This window comes from Porphyromonas canoris, from assembly GCF_000769115.1.
In the GTDB taxonomy this organism is placed as follows: domain Bacteria; phylum Bacteroidota; class Bacteroidia; order Bacteroidales; family Porphyromonadaceae; genus Porphyromonas_A; species Porphyromonas_A canoris.
In genome coordinates this window covers 33,902-54,834 of the sequence record NZ_JQZV01000006.1, presented here as the reverse complement: position 1 = coordinate 54,834, position 20,933 = coordinate 33,902, and the positions used below count along the sequence as shown (strand labels likewise).

Below are 20,933 nucleotides of genomic sequence, written 5' to 3'. Positions count from 1 at the left end.
TAGTCATTCTGTTTCGGAGAAAAACAGATGCTCCGAACGGATAGTGTGAATAAAAACAAAAGAGGGTGTCTCACGACACCCTCTTTGTTTCTGTTCTGTTATTTGATAACCTTAAAAAATCTAATACCATGAAAAACACACTGCAAAGTTAAAGCCTTTTTTCTTTCCATCCAACGCTTTATTTGCTTTTTTTTGCTATTTCAATGGCACTATCATGTTAAAGTTTCATAATTTATAATTCGTATTTAACTTTCTGCTCTTTGATATAGGCCTCTCTGTCCGATTGAGTCGGAGAGAAGAACGAAATTGCAGCCATTCTATCAATAACTTCCTTAGCCTTATCATCCATTTGGGTAGGAACATGGATGCTGATATGTACAAGCAGATCGCCCTTGATTCCTGAACGTAAAGATGGTAGGCCTTTGTTTCTAAGGCGCAAAATCTTACCGGGTTGAGTTCCCGGCTCTATCGTTACTTTCACCTTTCCGTCTATTGTCGGCATTTCGACCTTTCCACCTACCACTGCTTCCGGATAAGAGATAAGCAGATTGTAAATAATGTCGTCTCCATTTCGGATAAAGTTATCATCCGGCAGCTCTTTTATGACAACGATAAGATCTCCCGGCTCTCCGCCTCTCGGTGCAGCATTTCCTTTTCCCGAAACGGTAAGTGCCATACCTTGCTGTACACCCGCCGGGATGGAGAACGCGACCACTTCTTCTCCCATTTCGGTACCTTCTCCATGGCAGTGTCTACACTTCTTGTCTATGGTCTCACCGGTTCCTTTACAAGAGGGACACACCTGTTGCGTCTGGATGGTTCCCAGAAAACTCTGCTGTGTATGGAATACCACTCCGCTGCCACCACAAGTAGCACAAGAGTGTACATCAGAAGGGCTTTCGGCTCCCGTACCTCTACATACGGAACAAGTATTGCGTTTCTTTACCTTGATCTTCTTATCGACTCCTTGAGCAATCTCTTTAAGACTCAGAGATACGGTTACACGAATGTCTCCTCCTCGCGAACGACGAGAGGAAGAAGCAGATCCGCCAAAACCGCCAAAGCCTCCGAAATGTCCTCCAAAGATGTTTCCAAACTGAGCAAAGATATCATCCATGCTCATGCCACCTCCATAAAAGTCTCCGAAGCCACCGCCCATTTCAGGACCGTTATGTCCAAAGCGATCGTACTTTGCACGCTTATCAGGATCGCTAAGTACACCATACGCCTCGGCTGCCTCTTTGAACTTCTCTTCGGCTTCCTTGTTGTCCGGGTTTCTATCCGGGTGATACTTAATAGCTGTCTTCCTGTAAGCTTTTTTTATCTGGTCGTCCGTAGCATCTTTTGAGACGCCTAAGACTTCATAATAATCTCTTTTCCCTGCCATAATAAATATCTGCTACTGTACAGAAAGTTACTGTCCCACTATCACTTTAGGGTGTCTTATCACCTTATCGTTCAAGGTGTACCCTTTCTGTACACACTCTATCACTTTACCTTTCTTATCGGCATCTTCCACAGGAAACATGCCCACCGCATCGTAAAGATCGGCATCGAACGGTTCGCCAAGCACTTCCATCTCCGAAACACCCTGTGCTTTCATTGCAGAAATAAACTTGGTACGAATTATATCTATTCCCTCTGCAACAGCATCCATATCTGTTGCCTGACGGAGATTAGCCACAGCAAGATCGAAGTCGTCCGCTACATTTATAAACTGTGTCAAGATACGCTCTCCGGCGGTTCTGATAAGTTCGCTCTTCTCTTTGAGTGTACGTTTGCGGAAGTTGTCATACTCCGCTCTGAGACGAAGGTGAGTATCTTCGAGTTCTGCCAGGCGTTGCTCCAACGTTGGTTGCCCCTCGGCAGCCTCTTCTGCACCCTCTTCTTTCGGCAGATCCGCTTCCGGCATCTCCTTTTCCAACTCTATATCTATCTCCTCTTTCTTTTCTTTTTTCATTGTATCTGTGTCTTTATTTTTGTCTGTTCTCCTACTTTCTTCTATGCAAAAGCATTGCCAAACTGCAAGTAAAACCTATGCCAACATCTGTCCTACCCTTATCTCGTGCATCTCAGAGGGAACAACAGAACGAATAAGCTCGCACAGATGACTCACAATACTCTCTCGGACGTAGCTCTGAGTATGCACCAAAGAGATCGGACGCACGGGTCGAGGAATGGCAAAAGGCCTCAACAGCTCTTTCTGTGCCTTAGACATTGTGGAGACAGCAAGCTCCGGAACAAAGGTTATCCCATATCCGCCCTCGACCAGGTGCATATAGGTTTCTATTCCACCCAGCTCATAGTCTATGCGTCTCTCCTTCACGGCAGGAAGAGAGCAGAACCTGAGCAGCTGATTTCGGAAACAGTGCCCTTCGTCCAAAAGCCATAGGGTCTTAGGATCTACTTTCATGCTCTTGATTTTCTCTTCTGCAAAAAGAGGTTCATTGCGGCTTACATATCCGATAAACTCTTCGTAATAAAGAGGATGAAGAGCAAAGCCGTCTCCTTTGAGGTCTCCTGCAAGGATGGCAAGCTCTATATTTCCGGCACACAACTCCTGCTCACACTTTCCGGTAGTAAGCTCTATGAAGTGGATATTGAGCGAGGGCGCTATCTTCTTCTGCGCTGTGATGATCCTGGGCAAAAGGAATGGGGCAATAGTGGGCAGTACTCCTATTCGGACACTTCCGCTAAGACCCTCTTTTTCTTCGGCAGCCAACTCTTCGACGCTTCTTATCACGCCCAAGACGTCATGCGCTTTTGCTGCTATTTTCTCCCCTACGGCTGTAAGTCTTATGGGTTGATGCGCTCTATCCACGAGAGTTACACCAAGCTCTGCTTCCAGCTTCTGTATCATGGCACTCAAGGTAGGCTGAGTAACATTACATGCCTCGGCTGCCTTTACGAAGTGCTTATGCTTTTTCAAAGCATGCAGATATTCGAGTTGTTGAAGGTTCATTCTGTATAATCTTTATTCTGATCTTCTCTTTTTATCTACAATCGGTCTACTCTTCTTTCCATATTCGCCAAGCCTCTTTGGCTTGCTCTACCAGCATCATATCTCCATTAAAGGTGTGAGCACCATACTCTTGACACAATGCCATAAAGCGAGTAACTTCCGGGCTATAAACCAAATCGATAGCGATGGTTCCTCTTCTGTTTATCTTTTCGTAGGGTAAGGGAGGGGCAGTAGAGATATTTGGGGTCATCCCCAAAGGGGTACACTGAACAATGAGAGGGTAGCTCTCCATGACACCATCTTCATTCAGGGATGAATAGGAAACGCCATTGGTTACGGCATCCGGCGTTCTGCTTACCACATTATAGTCAATACCCTCTTGCTTGAGACAGTAACAAACCGAACGGGCAGCACCTCCGCTTCCGACGACAAGAGCTTTCGAGACATACGGATTTCCGGACTGCCGTAAAGCGTGTTCAAGCAGCTTTGAAAAACCTACGACATCGCTATTGTAGCCATACCATAGAACTTTTCCGGTCAATGCCTCACGCTTCACCTTGACAACATTGACAGCTTGAAGCTCAGCTGCTTCGGGAGATAATGCGTGCAGGTAGGGGATGATGTCGGATTTGTGGGGACTTGTTACATTAAAGCCGGCAAGAGAACCGGACATATCGCGATTTCTCTCTATCTCAGCGAGAAAATCGGTTAGCTCTTTATACGAAAAAAGAGCATAACGAGCCGGGATACCCTCCTTTGAAAAAAGAGTATTAAAAAAGGCAGGACTCTTGGAGTGTTCTATCGGATACCCTAATAGTCCATATAGAACCGGACTACTCATTTTGTTCTATTTATCTCCTACATATAGCACACAGACTCCCGGAGAGAAAGAGTAGAAGCGTGCATTTTGAAAGCCGGCGTCAGACATCAATCGACACATATTCTCTCGCATCGGAACAGTCTTTATACTATCGGGAAGATACTGATAAGCCTGCTTGTCGTGAGCCACCGCCTTTCCGAGCAGTGGTATGAAATACTGCGTGTAGATCTTGTAAAATGGTTTCAATATTCGTCTGGAAGGCTCTGCCAACTCCAATACACAGAGACGTCCTCCGGGGCACAAGATGCGAAAGATTTCGGATAAGCCACGAGAGATGTTCTGAAAGTTTCGGATGCCGAACGCGATGGTAACAGCGTCAAAGCTCTGATCTTGGAAAGGGAGATCAAGAGCATCCCCATGAACAAAAGAGACTTCTTTAAGAGTGTATCCCATCTCCGCTGCTTTGTACTGAGCCACTTCAAGCATTCCTTCAGTGAGATCGAGCCCCACAAGAGAAGCGTCGGGATTGGCTTCTTTCAGTGCAAAAGCCAAATCTCCTGTGCCCGTAGCCAAGTCAAGAATATTATGCGGAGCATTCTCCGAAGCCTTCTGCACACACAGCTTTCGCCATCTCTTATCTAAACCGAGAGACATTATCCCATTGAGTTTATCATACTCTTGGGCAATGTTATTAAACATAGAACGGATAGACTCTGCCTCTTTATGGTAGAGTCTATCCCGTTCTATCTGTTCTTGTTGCGACATTATATCTAAAAGAGGATTGATCTTAAAGACTATCAATAGCCTTACAGATAGCTCCCTCTATGCGTTCTGAAAGTTTTGAAGTATCTCCTTTTACAAACTTCTCGCCTATGATATTCTCATAAAGCTCTATGTAGCGTTCGCTGATGCTTTCTACGTATTCATCGGTAAACTCAGGCATTACATCGCCATCTCTTCCTTGGAAGTTGTGATCTATGAGCCATTGGCGAACGAACTCCTTAGAGAGCTGTCTCTGAGGTTCTCCATTTTGGAATCTCTCCTCGTATCCTTCGCTGTAAAAGTAGCGAGAAGAGTCGGGTGTATGAATCTCATCTATAAGATAGATCTCTCCGTCTTTCTTTCCGAACTCATACTTGGTATCCACCAAGATCAATCCTTTCTCCGCAGCCAGCTCTGTACCTCGTTGGAAAAGGGCATAAGTAATCTCTTCTAAGCGTTGATAATCTCCCGCAGATACCAGACCGGAAGCGATGATCTCTTCTTTGGAGATGTTCTCATCGTGTCCTTCGTCTGCTTTGGTGGTAGGAGTGATAATGGGTTGAGAGAACTTTTCGTTTTCTCTCATACCTTCGGGGAGTGTGATACCGCACAATGTACGTTCCCCTTTCTTGTATGCTCTCCAAGCACTTCCGGTAAGATAGCCACGAATAACCATCTCAACCTTGAACGGCTCGCACTTATGTCCTATGGTAACCATCGGATCGGGTGTGGAGATCTTCCAGTTCTGAACAATATCTGCGGTTTTATCGAGATGATATGCAGCTATTTGGTTCAAGACTTGCCCTTTGTAAGGGATACCTACGGGAAGAACGACATCAAATGCCGAGATACGGTCGGAAACGACCATAACCAGTATATCGTTTTCTATCGTATAGACATCTCTCACCTTGCCTATATACTTTGCGGTTTGTCGAGGCAGGTTAAAGTCGGTTTTTGTTAATGATTTGCTGTTCATAGCTATTGGGGTATGATTTATAAACTTGAAGTTTTTGAGCTTTCACTCTCTTTTTTCTCTTTCTTAGCCTTTTCTTGTTTGTCAAACTTATCGTAAGCGTTTACGATCTTCTTCACCAGAGGGTGTCTCACGATATCTTTGGCATTATAATCTATGTGTCCGACCTCCGTTATCCCTCTAAGGATATAAAGTGCCTGCTTGAGACCGCTCTGAGTACCGGCGGGGAGGTCTATCTGTGTCATGTCTCCGGTGATGATCATCTTTGCGTTGTTTCCCAAGCGAGTCAGGAACATCTTTATCTGATGTGGCGATGTGTTTTGAGCTTCATCGAGAATGATGATGGCATCCGAGAGGGTTCGTCCTCTCATGAAAGCGAGAGGTGCTATTTGGATCACACCCATCTCCATGTACTCTTTGAGCTTCATGGGTGGGATGAGTTCTCCGAGTGCATCGTACAGAGGTTGGAGATAGGGATCCAACTTGTCTTTCATCTCTCCGGGAAGGAATCCGAGCTTCTCTCCTGCTTCAACAGCCGGACGACTGAGGATGATCTTACGGATTGTTTTGTTCTTGAGAGCTTTCACCGCGAGGGCGATAGCCATGAATGTCTTTCCCGTCCCGGCGGGTCCGGTTGCGAAGACGAGGTCATGCTCTTCGACCAGGCGCACCATCTCTTTTTGGTTTTCATTTCGGGGCGATATGGGTTTGCCGTTAAGTCCGAAGATCAACACATCGTTGGATGGTGTAGAGGAGGAGACATTGTTGTCTCCTCCTCTTGTATGTGCGAGTATCACCTCTTCCGATAAGGAGTTGAAAGTCTCTGTGTATCGTTCCAGTGTTCGCAGCAGGGAGATAAAGGCAGACGTTTCTTCTTCCTCTCCCATCACCTTTATGAGGTTGCCTCTGGCTATGATTCTCAGCTTCGGATGTAAATCTTTCAGCAGCTGGATGTTCTTGTTGTTCAGCCCGAAAAAGATTATCGGGTCTGCGTCATTCAGAACAAAGATCCTTTCCAACATCTGCATGGGTGGCTTTACTCTTATCGGATATTACTTTTTAAGAACCTCTTCTATCTGCTTTTTGAACACGTCGTAAGGAAGATTTCCTGTATTCATAAGCGGTTTACCTTTCATTGGGACGACGAGAGTCATCGGTATGGAGCGTACTTTGAATGCTTCGGCGAGTTCTCTGTTGGCATCCACGTCCACTGCATAGATGTATATCTTGCCTTTGTACTCTTTTGCGAGGCGTTCGAGCGTAGGCTTAAGCTGACGGCAGGGTCCGCACCAGTCCGCATAGAAATCTATGATACAAGGGATGTCTCCCTTATAATTCCACTCGGCTCCGTTCTTGTAGTCGTGTATTTTTACTCTGAATGTTTCCGCGTCAATTTTAATGATACCGCCCTCTGCCTTTGAGTCCTTTTGTGCGGACAGTGAGGAAGGGAGCAGAAAAAGTACCACTGCGAGTACAGAAAGTAGTGAAAATAGTCTTGTTCCTTTCATGGTTGTTTTTTTCGTTTTTAACTGATTGGTATAATAATAATTCATCATGTCTGCCGACCGCAAATATAGTGTTTTTCCGCCTTATTTTTTACAGACGGAGCAAAATGATAGCCATCGCCTCAAGATTGATAAGGAGCAATCTGAAAAACAGTAATTACTAAACCGAAGAACAGTAATTACTAAACCAAAGAACGGTAATTACTAAACCGAAGAACGATAATTACTAAACCAAAGAACGGTAATTACCAAACCGAAGAATGGTAATTACCAAACCGAAGAACGGTAATTACTAAACCGAAGAACGGTAATTACTAAACCGAAGAACGGTAATTACTAAACCGAAGAACGGTAATTACTAAACCGAAGAACGGTAATTACCAAACCGAAGAATGGTAATTACTAAACCGAAGAATGGTAATTACTAAACCGAAGAATGGTAATTACTAAACCGAAGAATGGTAATTACTAAACCGAAGAATGGTAATTACTAAACCGANGAAGAATGGTAATTACTAAACCGAAGAATGGTAATTACTAAACCGAAGAATGGTAATTACTAAACCGAAGAATGGTAATTACTAAACCGAAGAACGGTAATTACTAAACCGAAAAACGATAATTACTAAACCGAAAAACGATAATTACTAAACCGAAAAACGATAATTACTAAACCGAAGAATGGTAATTACTAAACCGAAGAATGGTAATTACCGATTTTGAAAACCATAATAATCCCCCGAAATACGGCTCATAACTCCACAAAAAAGAGACCAAGCTCCGGAACCCGGATGCTCGGTCTCTTCTTTCTTCCGTTATACGTGCGGAGCAATCTCCCAAAATAATCGCCTCGCTTTCGGGCTGCTATTTTCCGCTGCAACTCTTCCCGCGAGACAGCAGCAGCTCCGCGATCTGCACGGCATTCAGAGCCGCTCCCTTGAGGATCTGATCACTCACACACCAGAAAGTTATGGCATTCGGAGAGCAGAGATCTTGGCGAATACGACCGACAAAAACCTCATCTCTGCCGGAAAGATCCCTTGGCATCGGATAAGATTTACTTGACGGCTCGTCCAAGACAATCACTCCCGGTGTGCGGAGAAACAGTTCGCGAGCCTGTTCGGGCGTCATCGGATCTTTCATCGTAACCCAAACGGCTTCGGAATGCGCACGGAGTACAGGAACTCTCACACAAGTCGCACTCACGTTCAGATCCGGAGCATGCATGATCTTCCGCGTCTCGTGGAACATCTTCATCTCTTCCTTCGTGTAGCCATTGTCCGTAAAGACATCGACCTGAGGGATAAGGTTATGAATAAGAGGGTAGGCAAACTTCTCGGCACGAGGCTCTCTGCCGTTTGCAACAGCCACGGTCTGCTCCTCCAACTCCTGCATCCCGGTGGCTCCTGCTCCACTTGCAGCCTGATAAGTGGAGACATGTACGCTCTTGATCGGACTCACCTTATGCAGCGCATTGAGAGCGACAACCATCTGAATGGTCGTACAGTTCGGATTGGCAATAACGCCCTTCGGATGCTTGAACGCATCTTCCGGATTCACCTCCGGAACAACCAAAGGGACATCCGGATCCATCCGAAAAGCGCTTGAGTTATCTATCATGATCGCTCCGTGCCTGGTGATCGTCTCGCGGAAACGTTCCGAAGTGCTCCCCCCGGCAGAAGTAAACGCGATGTCGATACCTTTGAAATCGTCATTCTCCTTCAACTCCTTTACCACATACTCCTTACCAGCCACCGTATAGGTCGTACCCGCACTCCGGGAAGATCCGAAAAGAGTCAGAGACGTGAAAGGAAATGCCCTCTGCTCCAAAACCCGAAGAAGCTCCTGCCCAACGGCACCACTCGCTCCTACTACTGCTATGTTCATATCATTATTTCTTTTTTAAGAGTTAATTATTGCTCTGCAAATGACAGAGCGTTCCGATTATTTGATCCACTTGATGGGTTGGATTCCGTGCTGAACAAGGAAAAAATTTGCCTTACTGAAAGGCTCGCTTTTCCAAAAACCATTGTGCGCCGAAAGAGGCGATGGGTGCGCAGATCTTATCACATAATGCTTCGACGTGTCTATAAACTGCTGCTTCATCCCAGCTTTACTGCCCCACAGGATGAATACCAGATGTGCTCGCTCCCGGCTCAAGACCTCGATGACTCTGTCCGTAAATATCTCCCATCCCATTCTGCCATGAGATGCCGCCATCCCCTGCCTTACCGTAAGAATACTGTTAAGTAAGAATACGCCCTCTTCTGCCCAATGGGTGAGATCTCCGCTCATCGGCTCCGGGACTTTAAGATCCGATGCAAGCTCCTTGAATATGTTTTTCAGCGATGGAGGGATAGGACTTCCGGGAGAGGTAGAAAATGCCAATCCGTCCGCCACACCGGGAGTATGGTAAGGATCCTGACCTAAAATGACAACCTTTACTTTATCAAAAGGACAGAGATCGAAAGCCCTGAAAATATTCTTCGCCTCAGGCGCCACCGGCTCCGAGCGATATGCGGCTTTTACTTGAGAAACAATCTGCTCGAAATAAGGGCGGTCAAACTCCTCTTTCAGTCGCTCTTTCCAAGACGGTTCTATCTTTACATCCATGTCGATATATACTATTGTAGTTGGTTTCGCAGCTCTTTTAAGTCCAAAAACATCCCCTCATTGGCTGCGATTGTTCTGGGATGATGTTCGGCAGCTTCACTTCGCAGGCGTTCCATATCAATAGAGCGAGAGTAGCGCGCCGAGTAATGCCCTATCAGCAGATGACCCACCTCTGCTGCTGCGGCTATCTTCCCGGCATCTTCCGTTGTGGAATGAAAAGTCTTGGCAGCACGCTCCTTCAGACTTTTCTCAAAGGTCGCTTCATGATAAAGCAGATCCACTCCCCGTATGTGTGGAACTATCGAAGGAGAGTATGCCGTGTCGGAGATATAAGCGTAGCTATAAGGCTTCCGAGAGGGATGAGTAAGACGAGAGTTGGGAATAACAATGCCATCTTCGGTAATAAAATCTGCTCCCGACTTTATCCGATTGAACCAATAAACGGGAACACCATAAAAATCGGCAGATGACCTATCAAGAGCTTTCAGCAAGCTTTTTTCTCTGAAAAGATATCCCACAGTAGGCATCCTGTGTTTCAGAGGAATGGCTTCTACCGTAATGCTCTTATCCTCAAAAACAACCATGGGAGCGGCTTTATGATCTATCTCATGGACATGAAACCGAAGCTCTTCCTCGGTGCAGAATGTCCGAACAATATAATCCACAAAATCGGCTATCCCTTTCGGTCCGTAAATGTGCATCGGGAATGTCAGCTTTTGCAGCGCCATCGTACTGAGCAGTCCAGGAAGACCAAGACAATGATCTCCGTGCATGTGCGAAATAAAGATACGATGCAAAGAAGAGAACGGCACTCTATACTTTAGGAGCTGTATCTGAGCTCCCTCTCCGCAGTCCAGCAAGAAACATTTGTCTCGCAAACGCACCATCTGCGCACTGGGGAAATGCGACAGAGAAGGCCTGGCAGAGCCACAACCTAAAATATGAACACACATGCCGTCTCCCGTGTAGTGCGATGTAGATTTCTTAGAAGACATTTATAATTATAAAGATAGGATATAGGAATAAAGCATCTTAACCTCCCGAAGATCTGCAGTAAAATCTCTTGTTCTTATTTTTGGAAGAGTAAAAATAGAGAAAATTTCTCTTCCTCTAATCATCTAAAACAACAAAGGGCTGTATCAAGATTCATATTCGTCCCGATACAGCCCTCATGCTTAATCTTAATATTATATCACTTGAATATTTTCTTCAGAAAGAGGAAGATCTGCCATAGGAGTGATCAACTTATACCCCTTACCATGTATATTGATAATCTCAACATTAGGATCATCTTTCAATAGCTTACGAAGCTTTGTGATATAAACGTCCATACTTCTTGCGTTGAAGTAAGTATCTTCATTCCAAATAATGTTCAAAGCATAGTTTCTCTCCAATACATCATTGGCATGGCTGCAGAGAAGTGTCAAGAGTTCTGTCTCCTTTGTAGTAAGTTTTGTGGACTTATTACCGATAGAGAGAATCTGCTTTTGAGTGTCGAATAAGAACTCTCCGATCTTATAGAAAGGAGTCTCTTTGATCTTCTTACCTTTAACACGACGAAGAACCGCTTCTATACGCATTACCAACTCTTCCATGCTGAAAGGCTTGGCAAGATAGTCGTCTGCACCAAGTTTGAATCCCTCCAAAACATCCTCCTTCATATTCTTAGCTGTGAGGAAAATGATAGGGAGATCCGGATTGATATTACGGATATCTTGAGCCAAAGTGAAGCCATCTTTCTTAGGCATCATTACGTCCAATACACAAATATCATACTCTGTTGGGTTTTGAGCTATTTCATTATAGCCGGCCTCTCCATCAGGAAATAGTGTAGCCTTATAGCCTTTTGCTTCAAGATATTCTCTTAGTAGCAAACCTAAGTTCTCGTCATCTTCACAGAAGAAGATTCTAATTCTTTCATCCAAGTTCATAGTATAAATGTTTTAAAGGGTTATGTAATTTTTCTGTTTTTATTTTTGCTGTCTGTATTTACTTGTCCTTTATAAGAGGGAGATAAATAGAAAACTTCGTCCATTGACCCGGCTCGCTTTCCGCTTTGATGCTTCCGTTCATCTGTTGCATAAGATTTGCCACATAAGAGAGCCCCAATCCGTATCCTTTGACGTTATGAACATTTCCGGTAGGAACTCTGAAAAAACGCTCAAAAATCTTCTTCAAATACTCTTTTTTGATACCTATCCCATTATCCAATACATAAATACACAGTTTATCTCCTTCATTAGCCGTACCGATCTTCAACTGCAACGGAGCTTCCTCACGTCTGTACTTTATAGCATTATCCAGCAGGTTCGTAATGATATTTGTCATGTGCGTACGGTTGACAAAAACATCATTCTCCGTAGCATCCAGTTCTATATCAACAGTTCCTCCAATGCCTTCGACTTTTATGCTGTATGTATTGGCAATCTCAAGAATCAGTTCCTGAATATCCAACTCTTCCATTTTCAGAACAGTGGAATTCTTATCCAAAAGCGAGGTATAAAGAACCTGATCCACCAGATTACTCAGTCGTTTCGTCTCTTGATCTATTACTTTGAGCCTGTTCTGTACTTGCTCTCGTGACAGATTCAAGTTATTATCCATGAGAAACTCATTTGCCAGACGGATCGTACTCACCGGGGTCTTCAGCTCATGCGTCATGTTGTTTACAAAATCATTCTTGATGATAGCCAACTTACGCTGTCTGGTAGCCCGAACGGTAGTGTAAATAAACATTCCCAATACGAAAATCGTAAACAGAGCACTCGGCACCCAAAAGTCTATCGTCTCATACAGATAGTCTCCTCGTCCCGGAAAATAAACTCTCAGAAACAGATAACGAGACGGCCTGTCTTTCTTAAAAATGAGCTGCGAGAACGTAGACTCTGCCTCTCCTTTTGGTATTTTACCTGTTGAGAAATAGCTGTGATTGTTCTTATCCACCACATCGTAAACGTAGTAAAGATTCAAGCCATTATTCTCAAGCTCAAATGCAAGGGCGTTTTTAAGTTGAGTTCGCGAAATTCTCTCATAGATAGGAAGTTCGTCATTTTGGGTAATCATATCCAAAACAACCTCATTCATGATCTCCTTTTGATACTGAAACTTCTTTCGCAGCTCTTCCTGCAACTTGGAAGAAGTCGCAACGAACTGATCTTCTTTCTTTGCCCAATGAGACTGGCTGACCTCAGGAAGCTGATCAAGCTGAAACAGCTTAGGATCGATAGCTGTAGTATAAAGGCTCGTGCCGCTGCCGAGCAGATCAGTCGAGGGAGTGGATTCGGTTATGGAAACCTTTCTCCCCAGTAGCTCGCTCTGCAATATGCGTCGAGCTTCATCATATTCCAATTGTCGGCTCACATTGCTGAGAGCTCTCCTGACGGCAGAATTAAACTGCTCTGCACGAGAGTCGTACATGATGGACACATAGTTGATTTGCATTACCAACAAACCTACAAGTGTGAACACCGCCAGAACAACGATAGGCCATATAATGGACTTTCTCATGTTGCAAATTAAGAGAATAAAATCTTGCTTTTAATATAATAATAGTTAAATATTAAGCTTCACTTTGTTAATAATACTTGTTTTGAGGAAGAGTAGAATCTATTTGACTCTTTCATTCTATTCACGGACAGGTACTAAAAGACTTACTAAGGGATCTAAATAAAAAGTTGAGAACCTACCTCTTATCAATTGCTGTCTGATAAGAGATAAGCCCTCAACAATATCTGCATTACTTCTTCCGAAGTATTATTTCAATTTCGGTCCTGCCTCCACAAGAGCCTTACCGACTTCGTTACCTGTAAACTTCACAAAGTTCTTTTGGAAACGCTCTGCCAAATCAACAGCCTTCTTATTCCATTCGGAAAGATCTGCATAAGTATCTCTCGGATCGAGAATCTTAGGATCTACGCCCGGAAGTTCGGTAGGCACCTTAAAGTCGAACATTGGGATGTTCTTGGTTGGAGCCTTATCGATAGATCCTTCAAGGATAGCATCGATGATTCCTCTTGTATCCTTGATAGAGATACGCTTTCCTGTACCATTCCATCCTGTGTTTACGAGGTAGGCTGTGGCACCGGACTGCTCCATTTTCTTCACAAGCTCTTCTGCATACTTTGTTGGGTGAAGAGAGAGGAATGCTGCACCGAAACAAGCAGAGAATGTAGGAGTTGGTTCTGTGATACCACGCTCTGTTCCTGCAAGTTTGGCAGTAAATCCGGACAAGAAGTAGTACTTGGTTTGTTCCGGAGTAAGGATAGAAACCGGAGGCAATACTCCGAATGCGTCTGCCGACAAGAATATCACCTTATTGGCATGTCCTGCTTTCGACTTTGGTCTTACAATGTTTTCGATGTGATAGATCGGGTAAGATACACGTGTATTTTCGGTAACACTCTTATCCTCGAAGTCGATCTTTCCGTTCGCATCCACTGTAACATTTTCCAACAAAGCATCACGGCGGATAGCGTTGTAGATATCCGGCTCGTTCTCCTTGCTTAGGTTGATAACCTTAGCGTAGCAACCGCCTTCAAAGTTGAAGATACCTTCATTATCCCAACCATGCTCATCATCACCGATAAGTCTGCGCTTAGGATCGGTAGAGAGTGTTGTCTTTCCTGTTCCGGACAATCCGAAGAATACGGCAGTCTCCTTACCATCCATGCTGGTATTTGCAGAGCAGTGCATTGAAGCCATGCCATTTAGAGGAAGAAGATAGTTCATGTAAGAGAACATACCTTTTTTCATCTCACCACCATACCATGTATTAAGGATGATTTGAATCTTCTCTGTAAGGTTGAATACCACTGCTGTCTCCGAGTTAAGACCAAGTTCGGCATAGTTGTCCACCTTTGCTTTGGAAGCATTGATGATCACAAAATCCGGTTCACCGAAGTTCTTAAGTTCCTCTTCGGTAGGACGAATAAACATATTGGTAACAAAGTGAGCTTGCCATGCCACTTCCATGATAAAGCGAAGTTTAAGACGGCTGTTCTCATTCGCACCGCAGAAAGCATCGACAACAAAGAGTCTCTTATCCGAAAGCTCCTTTGATGCTATCTTCTTAAGTTCATCCCACGCTTCTTTGGTGATAGGTTTGTTGTCGTTCTTATACTCTTCAGAAGTCCACCAGATAGTATCTCTGGTTGTGTCGTCCATCACGAAGAATTTATCTTTTGGAGAACGTCCTGTATAAACGCCTGTCATCACATTTACTGCGCCAAGCTCTGTCACTTGACCGCGTTCAAAACCTTGAAGATCGGGTTTTGTCTCCTCTTCATAAAGCAGATCATAAGAAGGATTATAGACAATCTCTTTGACATTGGATATGCCATACTTTGATAGATCTAATTTTGCCATAATGTTAGATTATAAATATTTAGATGTTGTGTGTTACTATATACTACAATAATTTCATTTAGTGGATTACGATAATGGAGACCAAAACAGAAAGTACCTCTACTCAAGAAGAATTGTCATCTCTGACTCCTTGAGCAAAGGTACTTAGATTTATTCTACTGACCAATAAATAAGCCTACTTATTTATTGTCAATTTATTCATTGATCCAGCCGGCTATATTGTACATATGGGCTTGAAGCGTGTGTATATCGGTCTTAGCTTGTGCTTCTTTCACCTGACGTTCCACCTCTCTGTCGTAGATCAAATCGGGGACATCACGGATCACACCCAAAGCGATAGGCATATCATCCGACATCATTGCGAGCATACGATGCAAGGTATCATCCTTACAATGTGCGTCGTGAACCAATATATCGTCTTCCGTATAGCCATCTTCACCTATTGTAACGGATTTAAGACGCAAGCCATCCAGTACAAGACCTTTATTCTTATCCGCTCCGTAGATCATCTTTTTACCATGTTCGAGGTAGATGGTACGGTCTGCACGAACCTCTTTTGCCGAATAATCGCGGTGAGTACCATGGTTAAATATCACACAGTTTACAAGCACTTCGGTTACGGAAGTACCCTCATGATTGGCTCCTGCAAGCATGCACTGCTGCATCATCTTCATATCCACGTCCAATGCACGGGCAAAGAAACGTCCGCGAGCACCGAGAGCAAGCTCTGCCGGTATAAACGGATCTTCCACTGTACCCATCGGGGAACTCTTGGAAACGAATCCACGTGCAGATGTAGGAGAGTATTGTCCTTTGGTCAAACCATATATCTTGTTGTTGAACAACACGATATTGATGTTGACATTCCGTCTCACCGCATGGATGAAGTGATTACCACCGATGGCAAGACAGTCTCCGTCTCCTGTTATAAGCCAGACATCGAGTTCGGGATTTGCGGTCTTCACTCCGGTTGCAATGGCTGCACCTCTACCGTGTATAGAGTGAAAGCCGTAAGTGTTCATGTAATAAGGCAGACGAGAAGAACAGCCGATACCGGAAACCACTACGGTATTGTGAGGCGCCACACCTCTTTCCGACATTGTTTTGTGTATGGTTGCAAGCACACCGTGGTCGCCACATCCGGGACACCAACGTACTGCTTGCGCGCTCTTATAATCTTTTGCCTCGTATTTGGTCGTTGCAATATCTTTAGTATCCATTCGTTTAAGCGTTTAAATAGGTTTTTAACTCTTCTACTAATCTCCACACCTTGAATGGCTGTCCTTTCACTCTGTTCAGTGTATGTATATCCAACATCGGGAATTTTCCTCCCAAATATTGAGCGAACTGACCCAAGCTCTGCTCGATGACCACTATTCGCTTATACTTTCTAAGGACTGCCTCTGTATTACGAGGCAGAGGATTGATATACTTAAACTGAGTCATTGCAACCTTATGACCCTCTCTGCGAAGTGTTTCACAAGCTGTATATATGTGTCCGGCTGTACTTCCCCAACCCACTACAAGCAGATCTGCGTTCTCATCACCTTGAACTTTCTGTATAGGAAGCGTATCTGCTATGCGTTCTACTTTCTCTTTACGAGTAAGCACCATACGTTGGTGGTTGTCCGGATTGGTGGATATTGCACTGGTGTTATAGTCTTTTTCCAGACCGCCCACACGGTGAGTATAGCCTTCCATACCCGGAACAGCCCAATATCTTACCTGTGTTTCGGAATCTCTTCTGTAAGGTTTCCAATCTTCCAACGCACCTTTGTAATGAGTAGGAGCGTAAGGAGGCTTGATTTCAGGATATTTGTCCAAGTCCGGAATGCGCCAAGCGGAAGAACCGTTTGCGATATAGCTGTCTGTAAGAAGGATCACCGGAGTAAGATGTTCGAGAGCAATCTTCGCCGCTTCAAATGCAGCATCAAAACAGTCCGAAGGCGATGTGGCAGCTATTACCGGCATAGGGCTTTCGCCATTGCGTCCGTAGAGTGCCTGCAGAAGGTCTGTCTGTTCCGACTTGGTCGGTAGCCCCGTAGAAGGACCGCCTCTCTGTACATCCACGATCACAAGCGGAAGCTCTGTCATAACCGCCAAGCCCATTGCCTCACTCTTTAGAGCAAGACCGGGACCCGATGTGGAAGTTACGGCAAGGTTTCCGGCAAAAGATGCACCTATGGCAGTACAGATACCTGCAATCTCATCTTCAGCCTGAACAGTCTTTACACCAAGATGCTTCAACTTAGCCAACTCGTGCAAGATATCCGTAGCCGGAGTAATAGGATAACTACCAAGGAAGAGCTTCAAACCTGCTTTCTCAGCCGCTGCAACCAATCCGAGAGATGTAGCCTTATTACCATTTATATCCATATAGTGCCCCTTTTCTCCCGTCTTACCTTCTATGCGGTAAGTCATCGCCGATGCGTGAGTGTTGGCACCATAATTATAACCATCTGTAAGAGCCTTTATATTGGCTGCAAGAACCTTCTCTTTTCGCGCAAATCTCTTTGCAAGGAGTTTCTCTGCATGGTCGATCTCTTTTCCGAAAAGCCAGCAAACCAATCCCAAAGCGAACATATTCTTACAGCGCAACTTGTCTTTCGGTTCCATGTCAAACTCATTGAGCCCCTCTTTAGTCATAGAAGAGATGGGCACTTCCATGATCTGCGCTTGCGTCAATTTGAGTTCTTCAAATGGATTTTCCGTGGCATACTCTGCCTTCTTCAAGTCTGCCGGGGTGAAAGAGTCCGAATCGCAAAGGATGATTGCGTTCTTCTTAATTTGGTTAACATTGATTTTTAGTGCAGCCGGGTTCATTGCTACAAGGCAGTCTGCTAAATCTCCGGGGGTATGAACAGCATCCGTTCCAAGGTGAACCTGGAAGCCGGAAACACCGCTGAGAGTACCTTGAGGAGAACGAATCTCTGCCGGAAAGTCCGGAAACGTTGAGATCTGATTGCCGAGTATTGCGGCAAGATCGGAGAAAAGGTTGCCAGTGAGCTGCATTCCGTCTCCGGAGTCTCCGGAGAAGCGCACCACTATATCCTTTACAACCAAAACATCCGGGTTTTTGTCCATAATGTTACGTTTTTAATGTGTTGAATGTTGTGCAAATGTAGTGAGTTTGCACAGTATTTTCAAAATTATTAGCTATTCCTTTCGTAATGCTCCCAAACACCCCTCTTTATCTCTCTTTTCAGAGGGTCATCCTCCAGGCGGTCTTTACGTACAACTTCAACCAAAACACTCTCCACATCGTGGACAATTCGAAGAAGTGATCAGACGACCAAAGGCTGACTACAACAGAAAGATGCTATAATAGTAAAATGTAATCGTTTGTTTCTCTTTCAAAGTGATGCAAAGTTACTATTTAATTCATTGAAAATTCAAATATTATTGAAGAAAAACATTCTCGCAGCAGAAAAGAGGAGAATCTCCCGGAAAGAAATGGGGTTGGTATAAAAAATTAAAGGATGTCTCACGACATCCCCTAACCATCTTTGTTAACCTTAAATCTAATACTATTATGAAAAAACCACGATGCAAAGGTAAGGACTTTATTTTTAATATGCAAATCTTTTCGGGAGAAAAGAGCATAAAAGTAACAATTTTATTTTGACGAGCAAGCAGAAACGTAGATATTTCGCCACTTTCAAGAGAAATCATATAGTTTGTTTCAAAACAATAAAAAATCACAACCACTACATTTGATAGTGATCACACCACAAAAACAGGAGCTTAAAACAGTGTCTGAACAGGTTGAGAAGATGGTTTTATCCCGTTAAAAACCTGCTCTAAAGCCTTTCGGATCTGCACATCAAAGCCTGAAATCCAAAAATCAGGGTTTGACTTGCAGAAATCAAAACATGAGTTGCAGAAGTCAAGACACGATTTTCACATCTGAAAAGGTTCACGAACAGATCTCAATACGTTTACCATACCTTATATATGTACTAAAGCTCTTTAGCACACCCGACTCTCATCGGAAAAATGAGAACAGATGCCGTAAGCAACAACAATAAGAGACACAAACAACAAGAGGAAAAACCGACAGAAACAGACAGAAAAACGGCAACACCCTTGAAAACAGACAGCTCCGACGAGCAGAGCCTGCATCAAAACAGCGTTAAAGTGTTGCGGTCTCCATTTTTTTCATTTATTTTGCAAGTAAGAACCATATCACTCTTTATAATTAAACGGTAACACATGGAAGAAAAGAAAGAAGATATGCTCCCTCAGGATAATGAGGTAGCAAGCATAGGCATAGAAGAGATAGCCAACCGAATGGAGGAGCTATTGAATGCTAACGAAGTACCTTCCCGTGAAGATGCAGACAGACTATCCGCTTACTACTACCGCCTAACCCCATCTGCCGATGGACAGGAGGGTTCGGAAAACGAAGCAGCGGTGCTCCGGTATATGCAGATCCTGACAAGGTATAAAGAGGTTCGTGCGGTTCAGCAAGAGCGCATTCGTGAAGAGATTCGTAAGCATACGGAAGAGAAAGGCAAGCTCCTCGACCGGATGCAGGAGTTGCTCTCCTCAACGGAAGATATGTCTGTCATCAAGCAGCAGTTCAACAGCATCAGAGAGCAGTGGGATGCACTGGGAGAGGTAGACCCGACAGTGAAGTCCGAGTATCTTTCTCGCTATTCCAAGCTGATGGAGGAGTTTTATGAGCTTAAGAATCTTACCAACGAGTTTCGCGACTTAGACTTCCAAAAGAACAAAGAGATCAAAGAACAGCTCATCGCAGCAGCGGTAAAGCTAAGCGAGAGCGATGATCCTATATCTGCCTTTAATGCTCTCCAGCTTCTTCACGACAGGTGGAAAGAAACCGGCCCGGTAGCTCCGGATCTCAGAGAACCCATGTGGAAAGAGTTCAAGGATGCCACTGTGATCGTGAACAAAAACCACTCTTCCTTCTTTGAAAAAAGGAGAGAAAACGAGAAGAAAAACCTTGAGAAGAAGACGGCTTTGTGCGAAAAGGCTGAAGCCATCCTTAATCCTCTCCCCTCTACGGGCGAACAGTGGAAAGCCGCAGCTGCTCTCATCGAAGCACTGAGAGAAGAGTGGAGAACCATAGGCCCGGTTCCGAAAAAAAACAATACAGAGATATATAAGAGATTCAGAGAGGCTACGAACAGCTTCTTTGCACAACGACGGACATCCGCAAAGATGTTCAGAGAAAAGATCGACAAGCATCTGGAAAAGTATGCTCAACTTCTCGAAAAAGCGGAAGCCCTTAAAGATAGCACCGATTGGGTACCTACGAGCCAAAAACTGATGGATCTGCAAAAAGAGTGGAAAGAGCTTGGAGGTCTCGGTGTAAAGAGTGCGGAGGCAAACAAGCTGTGGCACGCCTTCCAGGCAGCCTGCAATCACTTCTTCGACAGAAAGCAGGCAGACCTGAAAGATCGTAATACAAAAAGAGAAGCCAACCTGAAACAGAAGAGAGAGATAGCTTCCAAGATGGAGAGCCTGTCTGCTTCCGAACTCTCTCCGGAAGAGTTGGCAGAACGCATTGCCGAGTTGCAGGAAGAGTGGTCTAAGGTGGGGCTTGTTCCGGCGAAGCATAAAGATGAGATCAATGATGCTTTCTACTCTGCGCTCAGAGCGGCTCAGGCAAAAGCCCACAAGGGAGAGCCGGGCAAAGGTCGCCACTCGGGTCCTCGTTACAGCACTCCGATAGAGGAGATGGACAACGACACTATCAACGGCGAAATAAGAAGCCTCAACACACTGCTTGAGAAGATGGAGCATGAGTTGAAGCAATACGAAAACAACCTCAGCTTCTTCAGCGCATCGGGAAGCGGCAAAGATGCCCTACTGGCTCCCGTTATAAAGAAGATGGACAACCTGAAAAGAGAGATAGAGAGACTTACAGAACGCAGAAAAGCTCTCCAAAAGGCTCTTAAAGGATAAGGC

17 protein-coding genes are annotated in these 20,933 nt (G+C 44.5%); 1 reads left to right on the top strand and 16 read right to left on the bottom strand.

Going from position 1 to position 20,933, the window contains the following annotated elements; translation table 11 throughout:
• Positions 1-232: 232 nt before the first annotated feature.
• From dnaJ to HQ43_RS02825, 16 genes are all read right to left on the bottom strand, one after another.
• The gene (gene dnaJ, locus HQ43_RS02900; RefSeq protein ID WP_036789424.1) at positions 233-1,387 is read right to left on the bottom strand and encodes a molecular chaperone DnaJ; all 1,155 of its coding nucleotides are present in this window, start codon (positions 1,385-1,387) and stop codon (positions 233-235) included.
• 27 nt (positions 1,388-1,414) lie between these two features.
• Positions 1,415-1,960: a nucleotide exchange factor GrpE gene (locus HQ43_RS02895; protein ID WP_036789422.1), complete on the bottom strand. Its 546-nt coding sequence runs from the start codon at positions 1,958-1,960 to the stop codon at positions 1,415-1,417.
• Between the two features lie 75 nt (positions 1,961-2,035).
• Positions 2,036-2,962 carry a hydrogen peroxide-inducible genes activator gene (locus tag HQ43_RS02890; RefSeq protein WP_036789421.1) on the bottom strand — a complete coding sequence of 309 codons (927 nt, stop codon included), beginning with the start codon at positions 2,960-2,962 and terminating at the stop codon, positions 2,036-2,038.
• 46 nt (positions 2,963-3,008) lie between these two features.
• Complete coding sequence (locus HQ43_RS02885) at positions 3,009-3,803, bottom strand: shikimate dehydrogenase family protein (protein ID WP_036789420.1); 795 nt, start codon at positions 3,801-3,803, stop codon at positions 3,009-3,011.
• A gap of 6 nt (positions 3,804-3,809) precedes the next feature.
• Positions 3,810-4,547 carry a bifunctional demethylmenaquinone methyltransferase/2-methoxy-6-polyprenyl-1,4-benzoquinol methylase UbiE gene (gene ubiE, locus HQ43_RS02880; RefSeq protein ID WP_052103040.1) on the bottom strand — a complete coding sequence of 246 codons (738 nt, stop codon included), beginning with the start codon at positions 4,545-4,547 and terminating at the stop codon, positions 3,810-3,812.
• Between the two features lie 22 nt (positions 4,548-4,569).
• On the bottom strand, positions 4,570-5,520 hold the full coding sequence (locus tag HQ43_RS02875; RefSeq protein WP_036789418.1) for a phosphoribosylaminoimidazolesuccinocarboxamide synthase: 951 nt from the start codon (positions 5,518-5,520) through the stop codon (positions 4,570-4,572).
• A 17-nt stretch (positions 5,521-5,537) separates the two neighbouring features.
• Positions 5,538-6,539 (bottom strand): PhoH family protein, encoded by a 1,002-nt coding sequence (locus HQ43_RS02870; RefSeq protein ID WP_036789792.1) that lies wholly within the window; start codon positions 6,537-6,539, stop codon positions 5,538-5,540.
• Between the two features lie 30 nt (positions 6,540-6,569).
• A complete protein-coding gene (locus HQ43_RS02865; protein WP_036789416.1) occupies positions 6,570-7,025 on the bottom strand; it encodes a thioredoxin family protein in 456 nt (151 codons plus the stop codon).
• 861 nt (positions 7,026-7,886) lie between these two features.
• Positions 7,887-8,909 carry an aspartate-semialdehyde dehydrogenase gene (locus tag HQ43_RS02860; RefSeq protein WP_036789413.1) on the bottom strand — a complete coding sequence of 341 codons (1,023 nt, stop codon included), beginning with the start codon at positions 8,907-8,909 and terminating at the stop codon, positions 7,887-7,889.
• 57 nt (positions 8,910-8,966) lie between these two features.
• A complete protein-coding gene (locus HQ43_RS02855) occupies positions 8,967-9,635 on the bottom strand; it encodes a uracil-DNA glycosylase (protein WP_036789409.1) in 669 nt (222 codons plus the stop codon).
• 11 nt (positions 9,636-9,646) lie between these two features.
• Positions 9,647-10,630 carry a ribonuclease Z gene (locus HQ43_RS02850; protein WP_052103039.1) on the bottom strand — a complete coding sequence of 328 codons (984 nt, stop codon included), beginning with the start codon at positions 10,628-10,630 and terminating at the stop codon, positions 9,647-9,649.
• A 192-nt stretch (positions 10,631-10,822) separates the two neighbouring features.
• Positions 10,823-11,566, bottom strand: coding sequence for a response regulator transcription factor RprY (gene rprY, locus HQ43_RS02845; RefSeq protein WP_369794005.1), 744 nt, complete (start codon positions 11,564-11,566; stop codon positions 10,823-10,825).
• A 58-nt stretch (positions 11,567-11,624) separates the two neighbouring features.
• The gene (locus tag HQ43_RS02840) at positions 11,625-13,142 is read right to left on the bottom strand and encodes a sensor histidine kinase (protein ID WP_036789407.1); all 1,518 of its coding nucleotides are present in this window, start codon (positions 13,140-13,142) and stop codon (positions 11,625-11,627) included.
• A gap of 246 nt (positions 13,143-13,388) precedes the next feature.
• Entirely contained in the window at positions 13,389-14,999 is a 1,611-nt protein-coding gene (gene pckA / locus HQ43_RS02835) for a phosphoenolpyruvate carboxykinase (ATP) (protein ID WP_036789405.1), read from the bottom strand.
• 194 nt (positions 15,000-15,193) lie between these two features.
• The gene (locus HQ43_RS02830; RefSeq protein WP_036789401.1) at positions 15,194-16,219 is read right to left on the bottom strand and encodes a 2-oxoacid:ferredoxin oxidoreductase subunit beta; all 1,026 of its coding nucleotides are present in this window, start codon (positions 16,217-16,219) and stop codon (positions 15,194-15,196) included.
• A gap of 4 nt (positions 16,220-16,223) precedes the next feature.
• On the bottom strand, positions 16,224-18,083 hold the full coding sequence (locus HQ43_RS02825) for a 2-oxoacid:acceptor oxidoreductase subunit alpha (protein ID WP_036789398.1): 1,860 nt from the start codon (positions 18,081-18,083) through the stop codon (positions 16,224-16,226).
• Positions 18,084-19,211: 1,128 nt separating this feature from the next.
• On the opposite strand from HQ43_RS02825, the gene HQ43_RS02815 reads away from it, so the two are divergent.
• On the top strand, positions 19,212-20,930 hold the full coding sequence (locus HQ43_RS02815) for a DUF349 domain-containing protein (protein WP_036789393.1): 1,719 nt from the start codon (positions 19,212-19,214) through the stop codon (positions 20,928-20,930).
• Positions 20,931-20,933: the final 3 nt, after the last annotated feature.